Here is an 11,800-nt window from a genome sequence, read left to right on the forward strand (position 1 = left end):
GTACGAAAGTTAAGATTTGAAAGTGTTTATCAGTGTGTGGGTTACAAAGGCTTAGATATGAAACTTTTTGTTACAAGCAGCCAATTTGTGCAATACTTCCTACTCATCAAGCACTCTATTCATGCCAAAAAGCCAAAAATAAAAGAAGGAATATTTCAATATGGCAAGTTCTATAGTGGCGCAGCTGCACGAATCATTGATCCATTTGAAGTCCCAGCAGCAATATCGTTGTTTGCCAAGCCTAGAACATCAAGGGCGCTATGTCGTCAGCCAAGGCAAGACACTGCTGAACATTGCCAGTAACGACTACTTAGGCTTGGGTGGTGATACTGAGCTGCAAACTGAGTTCCTTGAGCAGATACAACAGTTACCAGTGGTGAAGCGACCTAAAATGAGTGCCACCTCCTCACGCCTACTGACAGGCAACGACATACAGTTAGAAGCCCTAGAAGAAGAACTGCAAAATTGGTATCAAAGCGCCATAGAAAAACAGAGTTTGACCGATTCAAAGTCGGTGCTGGTCTTAAATAGTGGCTATCACGCCAACCTAGGTATCTTGCCAGCATTAACAACTTTGCCAGTCAAAACACTCATTTTGGCTGACAAGCTAGTGCATGCCAGCATTATCGATGGGATGCGCTTGAGCCAAAGTAAACTTGTCACCTATCGTCGTTACCGTCATAACGATTACGAGCATTTAGCCAAGTTTATTGAACAAGCAGACGAGACGGTTGAACGCATCATCATTGTCACCGAGAGTATATTTAGTATGGATGGTGACCGTGCCGACTTACAGCAATTGGTACAACTAAAAGCCGCAGACAGCCGCATTGAGTTGTATGTCGATGAGGCACATGCCATTGGTGTCTTAGGAGATACCGGATTGGGGCTCGCAGAAGAAACACAGACGTTGGCGGATATTGATTATTTGGTCGGTACCTTTGGTAAAGCGTTTGCGTCAGTTGGCGCTTATATCATGTGCGATGACATCGTCAAGCAATGGCTCATTAACACCATGCGTCCGCTGATTTTTAGCACCGCCCTACCGCCCATCAATCACGCCTGGACGCGCTTTATTTTAGCAAAAATGCCAAACCTCATTGACCAACGTGCCCACTTGGCTCAGATCTCTGTAAAGCTCAGTCAAGCCATTGCACAACGACATCACACCTCGCCAATCACTCAACATATCCGCTACGACTCACCCATTATCCCCTATATACTGGGCGATAATGGACGTGCTATTGCCAAAGCGCAACAATTACAAGCAGCAGGGTTTTACGCGCTGCCCATCAGACCACCTACCGTTCCTGCGAACACCGCTCGTATTCGCTTGGTCATGAATGCCAAACTAACCAACGAAGACTGCGAGCAGTTGATAGAACAATTATAAGTCTGTCATCTAACCGAGATGTCAGTCCTACTATCGACCGATAATGGACTTACTTGGATGTAATAAGCCGTATGAAAACACTCGACATACCTAATGACCTCAGTGCTAGGAAACAAATCATCGCTCGCCATTTTGCCAGTGCCAGCGACTATGACCAGCATGCCAGTATTCAGCAGACAGTCTGTCAGTATTTACTAGAAAACATTGCTCATACCAAACAAAGCAGTGTATTAGAAGTCGGTGCGGGTACCGGTCAAATGACACGACTACTGGCTGAACATGTTCAAAGTCAGCATTGGCTGATCAATGAATTATGCGCTGAACAAGCAGCTACCTTGCAATCGATTTTACCAACAGCTGAAATCATGATTGGTGATGCTGAGACCATGGAGCTAGAAGGAAAGCATAGCTTGATAGTCAGTGCCAATGCAGTGCAGTGGTTTGATAATCCGTTGAATTTTGTCACGCAATCAGCACACCGTCTACAGACTTCAGGTCAACTACTCTTCAGCACCTTTACGCCCAATAATTTTTTGCAAATAAAGACACTGACTGGTCAAGGGCTGTACTACCCCGACAGCACTGAGTGGCAATTGGCACTGGTCAATGCAGGTTTTGAAAATATCGAACTAGCGACTCAGCGCATTGATTTACCTTTTGCTAATCCCTACGCTGTCTTAAAACATATGAAGCTAACAGGTGTGTCGACCAGCCAGACACAAGTACAATCAAACAGTACCCAGCCCTTTATGTGGACAAAGGCACGTCTGCAACAGTTTGAGTCAGATTATTGGCAGCATTTTTCTGCACAAAACGAAGGTGGCCAGCCTTGCGTCAATTTGACGTATGAAGTACTGACCGTGATTGCGTTTAAACCCTAAATCAGCTATATAGTCAAAATATCCTAAAAACGCGACGGTATTGCGGATATTTGAATGTTCAACAGACCCTACAAACAGAAATTATAGCCATAAAAAAACGCACCCCGAAGGATGCGTTTTTTAATCTAACTAGTTAGTAGCCGTATTATTTTTTATCTTCGTCTACTTCAGTGAACTCAGCATCGACTACGTCATCGTCGGCTTGGCTGCTATCTGCTGCACCGTCAGCACCTTGTTGGAACTGGCTTGGATCCATACCTTCGGCGCCAGCGCCTGCATCAGCATAAATCTTCTGACTGACTGGCAAGAAAGCATTGTCTAACGCTTCAAGCTTGGCTTTGATGTCATCATGGTCGTCTTCTTTTGCCGCTGCTTCAAGCTCAGTGATAGCCGTCTCTACTGTTGACTTTTCTTCATCAGTGACTTTATCTGCAGCTTCTTTTAGTGCTTTTTGTACCGCATGGATACGACCATCTGCTTCGTTACGTACTTGCGCTAGGTTAGCGAACTTCTCATCTTCAGCCGCGTTGGCTTCTGCATCACGAACCATTTGTTCAACTTCTTCATCCGACAAGCCAGAATCCGCTTTGATCTGGATACTTTGTGCTTTACCAGTACCTTTGTCCGTTGCTGAGATGTTCATGATACCGTCAGCGTTGATGTCAAAGGTGACTTCGATTTGCGGTAGACCACGTGGCGCAGGTGGAATGTCCGTCAAGTCAAAACGACCAAGCTGTTTGTTTTGGTTGGCGATTTTACGCTCACCTTGATACACCTGAATGGTTACTGCTGGCTGGTTGTCTTCAGCGGTTGAGAATACCTGTGATTTCTTAGTAGGAATCATGGTGTTTTTCTCGATCACTGGCGTCATCACACCACCCATTGTTTCGATACCAAGGGTCAATGGCGTTACGTCAAGCAATAGGACATCAGTTTTGTCACCAGACAATACCGCACCTTGAATGGCCGCACCAGCAGCGACTGCTTCGTCAGGGTTCACATCTTTACGTGGCTCTTGACCGAAGAACTCTTGTACTTTTTGTTGTACTAATGGCATACGAGTCTGACCACCAACTAAGATGACGTCATCGACATCGCCGATTTTTAGACCAGCATCTTCAAGGGCAATCTTACAAGGACCCATGGTACGTTGTACTAGCGCTTCCGTTAAGCTCTCAAGTTTTGAGCGGCTGATAGTCACGACCAAATGCTTAGGACCACTGCTATCAGCAGTGATATACGGCAAGTTTACTTCCGTGCTTTGAGCACTTGATAATTCAATTTTCGCTTTTTCTGCGGCTTCTTTTAGACGCTGCATCGCAAGAGAGTCACCTTTTAGGTTAACGTCTTGGTCTTTTTTGAACTCGTCTACTAAGTAATCAATCAATGCTGAGTCAAAGTCTTCACCACCAAGGAAAGTATCACCGTTGGTTGCTAGTACTTCAAACTGCTGCTCGCCATCGACATCAGCGATTTCGATGATTGATACGTCAAAAGTACCACCACCTAAGTCATATACAGCAACCGTACTGTCGCCTTGCTTTTTGTCCATGCCATAAGCAAGGGCCGCTGCTGTTGGCTCGTTGATGATACGTTTTACATCAAGACCAGCAATTTTACCCGCATCTTTGGTTGCTTGACGCTGTGAATCATTGAAGTAAGCCGGTACCGTTACTACTGCTTCAGTCACGCTTTCACCAAGATAGTCTTCAGCTGTTTTTTTCATTTTTTTCAAGATTTCAGCAGAAACCTGTGGTGGCGCTAGTTTTTTGCCGTTGACTTCTACCCATGCATCACCGTTGTCTGCTTTGGCGATTTTGTAAGGCACCATGCCGATGTCTTTTTGCACGACTTTGTCATCAAAACGACGACCAATCAGACGCTTAATCGCAAACAAAGTATTGTTTGGGTTGGTGACGGCTTGACGCTTGGCTGACTGACCAACGAGAATTTCGTCATCCTTATAGGCGACGATCGATGGTGTAGTACGAGTACCTTCAGCATTTTCGATGACTTTAACCTTGTCACCTTCCATCACTGCCACACATGAGTTGGTTGTACCTAAATCAATACCAATTACTTTACCCATAATCAATTGCTCCTAATTTGTTTTTAAATATAAATGTTTGTATTGCTAACCGTATGGGTTGCCTGCACTTATTCAGCCATGCTGTATGAACCATACGGAACTTTACATATCAAACCTTTGCATATCAGACCATAGCCGGTCACTTGTTGCTTTATATCGGTTTGACCGTACATTTTTTCAAGTCAATAACCACGCAAACACAGTCTTTTGTGTGATTTTTTGTCAAAACCCTTAATTTAAGTAAGGTTTAACCATTTAAAATCAAGTGTTAAGTCCTATTGACCGACACGAACCATCGCAGGACGCAAGAGGCGGCCATTCAAGCTATAACCTTTTTGCAGTACTGTACCGACGGTATCCGCTTCAGCGTCTGGGTCGATGCCTACCGCTTCATGAAAATCAGCGTTGAACTTTTCACCTTGTGGTTCAACCACTTCTACGCCGTTTTTATTCAAGACAGCGACCAATGCTTTGTGAGTCAGTTGCACCCCTTCGGCGACTGGATCATTTGCATTCGCACTTTCGATAGCACGCTCTAAGTTATCAACGATTTCTAACAACTCTTTGGCAAATTTTTGTAAGGCGAATTTTTTACTTTTATCCGCTTCTTGTTCCATACGTTTTTGCGCATTATAGGCTTCAGCATTGGCACGGGCGGTACCTTCTTTGGCCTGCTTAACCTCGCCTTCTAACTCAGCGATACGCGCTTTAAAGGTGTCGATATCGATGTCATTTTCGATCGTCTCATTGGCATCAGCGTCTGAGTTGTTTTTTGGATCAAATTCTTTCATGGTTTCTTCTAAAATACTCTCAGCATGCTCAATATTGTCATGCGACACATTGTGCTCAGGGGATTCGTGATTGTTATTCTGCTCGCTCATGGTAGCTCCTTAGGATTATTAATAATAAAGGTTGGTTTTAAGGCACGATAAACTGACCAAACACTGGTCATTGTGCTGTTATTAATGGCCTAACTGTTTTCGTTCATTCTTTTTATAAATGCGCTTCAATAGCTGCTTGATAAAGGTGATGAGCATAAATTTCAAGCCTAACCTAAGGAATTTTTTGTTTTAGCAGGATAAATCATTGCAAGGCGTAGGGATTATCGTCACTAACACTATAAAAAGCACTCAACGTTAAGATAAATGACGGGTACAAATGATGATGTTTTTGTCACCGAGCCACGCTTAACTTTATGGTGACCAGCTTTTAAGATAGATTGGAATGTAGGGTCTGTTGAACACTCAAATGTGGCACTGGCAGTGGCTATTTTTTAGACAATACGCAGTGAAATTTTTGACGCCTAGTCATTCCAGGTTAGATAATTTCGCCATGTATTGGCAAAAAATAGCCCTGCCCCAAAGGGCTGATGCTAAAACCACCCCAAACGTTGTTGTAAACCTAGCTAAGGTCTCGACATTCTCGTCGGTTTACGCCTAGTTTGATGCGATTTTAGCGATCAGCAGTCCTAATATTTGAATGTTCAACAGACCCTCATATAAATCTTATGATTAACTGCTATATTAATCGTTCACTTATAAAGCCGATTAACTTTGTTTAAACATCGATTACAAGAGAGGGTTTATGCCTATTTTACCAGTGCCATCGCTCAATGCTTTATTGACAAAAACGCTTAAGACCGTCAAAACAACAGCCGCTAAAAATGCGCACCAGCATCATGTTTTGCACCATACGCTAAAAGGGTTGGATAATCTGCCAACGCCGCTACTCGAACGAGTTAATCTCCAATTAAAAGCGTCTACAGCGGAGCAATATCCCCTCGCTGACGCCCATCTGCGCCTGATACTTGCGGTCAGTAATAAGCTCAAGCGCCCATTAGCACTGGATAAGCTACCCAACCTACGGCAGAAATTTGGTACAGATGCGGTGTCGTTGCAAGCGCCTAGCGTTTGGCAACAAAATGCGAATGTCTCAGGAAATTCAGAGAACGCCGTCAGCTGGCAAGATAGAACCATTGCCAACGCTGACGGTGGTGACATGACCGTGCGCTGCTACCAGCAGACGAAGCAGAATAATGAGGGAAAAAGTGCGGATGAAGTCGCCATGCTGTTTTTTCATGGCGGCGGATTTTGTATTGGTGATATCGACACGCACCATGAGTTTTGTCATACGGTCTGCGCCCAAAATGGCTGGGCAGTCGTGAGCGTCGACTACCGCATGGCACCTGAATATCCAGCGCCAACAGCCCTTAAAGACTGTCTGTCGGCGTATGCTTGGTTGGCTAAACATTCTCAGTCACTTGGTGCATTGCCATCGCGCATCGTATTGTCTGGTGATAGTGCGGGTGGTTGCTTGGCAGCACTGGTGGCGCAGCAGGTTATTAAGCCTATCGATGCACTATGGCAAGATAATAATCAAACTGCTGAGACTGATAAAAAAGCCAATGATACTTTTAAAAATTCACTGGCTGATTTGCCGCGACCTTTAGCTCAATTGCCGCTCTACCCTGTCACTGATTATGAGGCTGAATATCCGAGTTGGGAGCTTTATAGTGAAGGCTTGCTGCTCGATCACAACGATGCAAACGTCTTTAATACTGCCTACACTCAGCATAGTGGTCTAGCGCAGTCTCACCCGCTTATCTCAGTCATGCACGGTGACAATGCGCACCTGTGTCCCAGCTATGTCGTCGTTGCGGAATTAGATATCTTGCGAGATGAAGGGCTGGCTTATGCTGAGCTTTTGCAAAAAGAAGGCGTTAAGGTAGAAACTTATACAGTGCTAGGCGCACCGCATGGTTTTATTAACTTGATGAGTGTCCATCAAGGTCTTGGCAATCAGACAAGCTATATTATCAAGGCGTTTGCTTGTTTTGTGCAAGACCTACTGACCAGTGAGGGTGATGAGCCAAATCTCTGAGCGCGAGCCCAGTCGAAACGGAATGCCCCAAAAGCCGTAACCAGATGACACCACAAAGTGACTGTCATTGATAACCTCATAGCCATAACCCAAGCGGTTGATGGCACTGACAATGAAGTTGGCGGGGAATATCTGACCGTTATGGGTATGCCCAGAGAGCTGCAAATCAATCGGCATTTGGCTGTGCTCAGCAATATCACTTGGTCTGTGGTCTAACAATATCAGCGGCTCAGCGCTATTGACCTGCGCCAGTAGCTCAGTCGTCGGGACGCGCTGACGCTTATGATTGTCGAAGCGTCCCATCAGCCAAAACGCTTGCCCTTGGTGCGTGAGGCGTATGACTTCGTCATTTAATAACTGCACGCCAGCAGTACGCAACGCTTGGACAATTGGCTGCTCGTGCCCGTACAAATCATGATTGCCTAAAGTTGCATAGACCCCATACGGCAGGCTTTTGCATAACTCAGCCAAGTTTTCTGCCATTTTATATGTGGTAAATGCCTGTATATTGTCATCCATGATATCGCCTGGCATCAGCAATATGTCTGCTTTATGCTGCACAATAAGACGATGCAGCCTATCTATTGCGCCAATCCCAAACAATCTCCCGATATGCAAATCGCTAGCGACCGCAATACGTAGCGGCTTGACCAAAGGCTTATCAATATCAATAGATAACTCACGCACCACAGGCGCATAAGCGCTGTATAGAGCATAAACAAATAACCCGATAAATACTGCCAATGCCAATATGCGCAACCCAAAATCGACGGTAGCCGATGTAGCCAGCACATCACCGGTTAGCAATGTGATTAGCCAATAGCCACCATAAAATAAGCTGGTAACTAAAGCCGTCAATAGCATAAAGTGCATGGCCAACATCCAACCACTGATCCAGCGATAGCTATTGGCAAATGCTCTATTGACACTGAGTAGCAGCAAAGCATTAGTAATAACAAATATGATGACCCATACCGAAGTTTGCAAACCTGCTGTCTGCCAAGGTTGTAACCACCATTGCACGCTTAGAGCAGCGCCGACACTAAAGAGCTGCAATAGCGCAAAAATGGTAATGAAAAATGCGTAGCGCATGAAGAATCCCTGAGTATGATGGTGTCAATGCAGTATGTTTTTAGCTAACCAGACAAGCAAAGTAGCTATTAACCAGCCTAACAGCAAATAAAAGCCTCTACCATTTAGATATGGTAGAGGCTTTATCATAAGGGTAACACTTTTTATTTAAATAGCTCATACACCAGACTGCAACGTAATTATCCAAACCTCAGAACGCGTACCCAGTCTAAATGGTACGGGACCGATGCCATAACCAGAGGTCACCAAAAACTGCGTATCGGCTATTTTTTTGCTGCCATAGTTTAGCGGTGTCAACCAATCCATCAGCGTCGTTAACGGGAATATCTGCCCGCCATGGGTATGCCCAGACAGATGCAAATCGACTGGCAGGGCGCTGACCTCATCCATCGCGCTAGGACGATGTTCTAAAAATAGCACTGGTTTATCTGTCTGTACTTGCGTTAATAACTCCTCAGCTGACAGTCTGGTACGATCGATGTCATCTGAGCGCCCTACCAGCCATACTGAGTCATTTAATAGTACACTCTCATTATCAAGCGCTTTGATGCCAGCCTCTTCCACCGCTTGAGTGATCTGCTTTTCATAACCAAAATAATCGTGATTACCTAAAGTCGTATAAACGCCAAGCGGTGCCTTTAGCTTTGATAGCTGCTCATGCATATTCGTATTATCGTAAGCAATGGTATTGTCATTCATAATGTCGCCAGCGATAACCACGACATCGGGATGTTGCGCATCGATAAGGCTTACCATTTTCTTTATCTGTCGATTGCCAAACCATCTGCCCAGATGCGTATCAGAGACAAGCGCGATATCCATTGGCTTATCCAGCGTCTTATCTATAGTGACTGTTAAACGATGTACGACGGGCGAATAAGCATTAAATACCGCTAAGCTAACAATGGCGACATAAACTGTAATGGCAAAGGTACGCAAGAGTATTGGACGAGATTTTCGCTTAAAAAGCTGATAAACGAGTAGCGCCACCGCAGCCGTTATCAGACCAGCATAAAGCATAAAACCTTGCAAAATACTGACGACTAGATAGACATGAAAGCGCTCACCCCAAAACTCAGTCAAACCATAAATGAGAGCACTATTATTAATAACAAAGACAGCTGCTACCAGTGCAGCTTTTGCAGCAGTAGTTTTTGGCTTTACAAACCAGCAAATAAGAACGCTGGTCATAACAGCTAGCAACTGAGTAAAAACGATGAAGAACCACATAGTAAGGTCTAATCAGATAAAGATAACGCTATCTTACGTCAAAAGCTGGATGCTCTGAATGTATTGTCTTTTTTTCCACAAAAACTTCATATGCTTTGCCTCTAAAGTGCTATTGCCACAAAACTAAATAGTGGCCAATAAAAGCCCTTTAACGTTTATCTGGTGCAATTTTGCAAACGCCATTGTCACAGGCTTGCATCACTGCTTTACCATAGATCAACTTGGTCACCCAATTCGGAATTCTATAACGATTGCGCGCGACATAGGGATAAGCTAAGTCACCCAGTTGTTTGACCACTGGCAAAAATAACAAGGGTGACCATTTCACGCCGCCCGTTCTGTAGAGCAGTCGTACGGCATCCATGTGCGTATACCAGTTATCGTAGCTGTCTTGCACACACATATAAGTCATCGCATCCTCACGGCTAAATCCTGCGGCGGCTAAATTATCAAGCCCCTCTTTCACAGGAACTAAGCGTATCTTCTCCGGCTGACGCACTTGCATATTGTGCGCCTCGGTGCTACATATGACGCATGCATCGTCGTAGTACATGGTGATGGATAAATGTGCTTGCTCTCTATAACTGTTGATATGATTTTGAATAATCATCTTATGACTCCTTTCTGAGTGATATAGTCAATCCTATATAAATCAGATACGGTGTCAGGCTCGCTTAGTCTACTATTTGTAGTACTTTCACTCGCCTTCCTTGTATCCAAATTATATTGAACCGACTATGGCTAAACATCAAAGTGATGCGAATGGGCATTGGATTTTTCAGTCACCCTAGACTCTTGATACTGATTGACTGGGGCTAAAAAGGGAATTACTGGCTGCTGCGTCCACTGCGGGGCAATAGCATCTAAACGCTTGGCCAGCATCGGTAAATGGTTGGTCGGCACCGCTGGAAACAGATGATGTTCGATGTGATAGAGCAAGTTAAAAGTCAGTAAATTAATCAATGGATGACGCTCACTACGGGCATATACTATCTCATCACAGCCATGATGGACGCTCCATACAGCAAAGAACCCCACCATCGTATTGGCCAATATCATTACCAATACGTGATACATCAATATAGGATGCATCGTGATAAAAGCGGTGGCAATCACTGCGAAAATAAGCAACATATCAAGGGCAACAAGAATACGATTGCGGCGGCTACCATGCGTTAAGCCAAACCACTGAATCGCTATCGAAAAAATTCCGCCGCCTAATATCGCTTTATACCAAGGCAGACGTGCCCAATTACCCTCAACGTCACTCTCTCCCAGCGGATCTCTATGATGATTAAGATGAGTATGCCGAATGGCATGCGTACTACAAAGCATAGTGATACTCAGCATAAATAGCATGAGCTTTGTGGCGACTTTACTCACACCTAAAGTACGGTGATAGCAATCATGGGCTTGTCTAAGTGCGGCGGTAAAAAAGAAAAACGTTGCAGCCAGCGCAAGTAGCCAAAATCCCTGCCACGCGCTCCACCATGACAATAATAAAAATGGTAACGATAAAAAGATATTATAAACCGTCTCAGTGGGCTTGAGCTGACGCAAATCTTGCCATTCAATATTGGCTAACGAAGGATGACGCATGATGTTCTCCTTGCTTTGTGATAAGCAGTAGCGACTCAAATTAAGCAACCACTTGTTTAGTAATTATAATTTCATTTTACTTTATTTCTGTCAAAAGTGAAATAACTATTTAAATTTTATTTGTATTTAGGTAATGCGATAAGACCCGTAATCACAGCGCTGATACCACCTGTCAAAACCTGCATAATAAGAGGTAGCTCTAGTAAAGATAGAAAGGCAAAGCCCATAAAACCACCCGTAATTAAAGAGATAAGAAGGCCTTTATAATTACAGTGAGCATTTACTTGCGCAAGAATCCAGCCTGTAAATAATGAAGATAACAGTCCTAATATAAATCCAAAAATTATATAGAAAATCAGCGCAAACCCTAGCAGCCAAACTATATTAAATACAGTGATAAAATAGGCGTTAGTAATATTGAATATTTCGGAACCACCAAAATTATAGTCATTAAACAAGACATCAGGTACTGCTACGCTTAACCATAGAAATATCCCACCCAGTGCCCCGCCAAATTGTGCATATTGATTTATTACTTTACCTTTAGGATAGCTAGGTGTTTTGACTGTACTAAACTCAATATCACTCATAAAAACCTCTATGTTGTTTCACATGAAACAACATATCATATAATTA

General features: G+C 44.0%; 10 protein-coding genes. 3 read left to right on the forward strand and 7 right to left on the reverse strand.

Annotated features, from left to right (window positions below; genetic code table 11):
- Positions 1 to 160 precede the first annotated feature (160 nt).
- Complete coding sequence (locus tag W293_RS0108155) at positions 161 to 1,393, forward strand: 8-amino-7-oxononanoate synthase (RefSeq protein WP_025651964.1); 1,233 nt, start codon at positions 161 to 163, stop codon at positions 1,391 to 1,393.
- 71 nt (positions 1,394 to 1,464) lie between these two features.
- Positions 1,465 to 2,274: a methyltransferase domain-containing protein gene (locus W293_RS0108160; RefSeq protein ID WP_025651965.1), complete on the forward strand. Its 810-nt coding sequence runs from the start codon at positions 1,465 to 1,467 to the stop codon at positions 2,272 to 2,274.
- A gap of 145 nt (positions 2,275 to 2,419) precedes the next feature.
- On the opposite strand, the gene dnaK is transcribed toward W293_RS0108160, so the two are convergent.
- A complete protein-coding gene (gene dnaK, locus W293_RS0108165; protein WP_025651966.1) occupies positions 2,420 to 4,363 on the reverse strand; it encodes a molecular chaperone DnaK in 1,944 nt (647 codons plus the stop codon).
- Between the two features lie 275 nt (positions 4,364 to 4,638).
- Positions 4,639 to 5,244, reverse strand: coding sequence for a nucleotide exchange factor GrpE (gene grpE / locus W293_RS0108170; RefSeq protein WP_025651967.1), 606 nt, complete (start codon positions 5,242 to 5,244; stop codon positions 4,639 to 4,641).
- A gap of 703 nt (positions 5,245 to 5,947) precedes the next feature.
- Between grpE and W293_RS0108175 the strand changes: the two genes are divergently transcribed.
- Complete coding sequence (locus tag W293_RS0108175; RefSeq protein ID WP_025651968.1) at positions 5,948 to 7,243, forward strand: alpha/beta hydrolase; 1,296 nt, start codon at positions 5,948 to 5,950, stop codon at positions 7,241 to 7,243.
- Here the strand turns inward: W293_RS0108175 and W293_RS0108180 are convergent.
- The 5 genes from W293_RS0108180 to W293_RS0108200 form a co-directional block, all read right to left on the reverse strand.
- Complete coding sequence (locus tag W293_RS0108180) at positions 7,208 to 8,335, reverse strand: metallophosphoesterase (RefSeq protein WP_025651969.1); 1,128 nt, start codon at positions 8,333 to 8,335, stop codon at positions 7,208 to 7,210. The genes W293_RS0108175 and W293_RS0108180 overlap by 36 nt on opposite strands.
- A 156-nt stretch (positions 8,336 to 8,491) precedes the next feature.
- Positions 8,492 to 9,526: a metallophosphoesterase gene (locus tag W293_RS0108185; protein ID WP_227502402.1), complete on the reverse strand. Its 1,035-nt coding sequence runs from the start codon at positions 9,524 to 9,526 to the stop codon at positions 8,492 to 8,494.
- 187 nt (positions 9,527 to 9,713) lie between these two features.
- Positions 9,714 to 10,175, reverse strand: coding sequence for a thiol-disulfide oxidoreductase DCC family protein (locus tag W293_RS0108190; RefSeq protein ID WP_025651971.1), 462 nt, complete (start codon positions 10,173 to 10,175; stop codon positions 9,714 to 9,716).
- A 131-nt stretch (positions 10,176 to 10,306) separates the two neighbouring features.
- The gene (locus tag W293_RS0108195; protein WP_025651972.1) at positions 10,307 to 11,164 is read right to left on the reverse strand and encodes a fatty acid desaturase family protein; all 858 of its coding nucleotides are present in this window, start codon (positions 11,162 to 11,164) and stop codon (positions 10,307 to 10,309) included.
- Between the two features lie 116 nt (positions 11,165 to 11,280).
- A complete protein-coding gene (locus W293_RS0108200; RefSeq protein ID WP_025651973.1) occupies positions 11,281 to 11,754 on the reverse strand; it encodes a hypothetical protein in 474 nt (157 codons plus the stop codon).
- Positions 11,755 to 11,800 lie beyond the last annotated feature (46 nt).

Source organism: Psychrobacter sp. TB67 (assembly GCF_000511065.1).
GTDB classification, from domain to species: Bacteria; Pseudomonadota; Gammaproteobacteria; order Pseudomonadales; family Moraxellaceae; genus Psychrobacter; species Psychrobacter okhotskensis.

What these genes read in the sequence shown, in the direction of transcription:
- W293_RS0108180 (WP_025651969.1), bottom strand. Translation starts at nt 8,335, where the DNA reads ATGCGCTACGCATTTTTCATTACCATTTTTGCGCTATTGCAGCTCTTT.
- W293_RS0108160 (WP_025651965.1), top strand. Translation starts at nt 1,465, where the DNA reads ATGAAAACACTCGACATACCTAATGACCTCAGTGCTAGGAAACAAATC.
- W293_RS0108155 (WP_025651964.1), top strand. Translation starts at nt 161, where the DNA reads ATGGCAAGTTCTATAGTGGCGCAGCTGCACGAATCATTGATCCATTTG.
- W293_RS0108185 (WP_227502402.1), bottom strand. Translation starts at nt 9,526, where the DNA reads ATGACCAGCGTTCTTATTTGCTGGTTTGTAAAGCCAAAAACTACTGCT.
- W293_RS0108190 (WP_025651971.1), bottom strand. Translation starts at nt 10,175, where the DNA reads ATGATTATTCAAAATCATATCAACAGTTATAGAGAGCAAGCACATTTA.
- W293_RS0108175 (WP_025651968.1), top strand. Translation starts at nt 5,948, where the DNA reads ATGCCTATTTTACCAGTGCCATCGCTCAATGCTTTATTGACAAAAACG.
- dnaK (WP_025651966.1), bottom strand. Translation starts at nt 4,363, where the DNA reads ATGGGTAAAGTAATTGGTATTGATTTAGGTACAACCAACTCATGTGTG.
- grpE (WP_025651967.1), bottom strand. Translation starts at nt 5,244, where the DNA reads ATGAGCGAGCAGAATAACAATCACGAATCCCCTGAGCACAATGTGTCG.
- W293_RS0108200 (WP_025651973.1), bottom strand. Translation starts at nt 11,754, where the DNA reads ATGAGTGATATTGAGTTTAGTACAGTCAAAACACCTAGCTATCCTAAA.
- W293_RS0108195 (WP_025651972.1), bottom strand. Translation starts at nt 11,164, where the DNA reads ATGCGTCATCCTTCGTTAGCCAATATTGAATGGCAAGATTTGCGTCAG.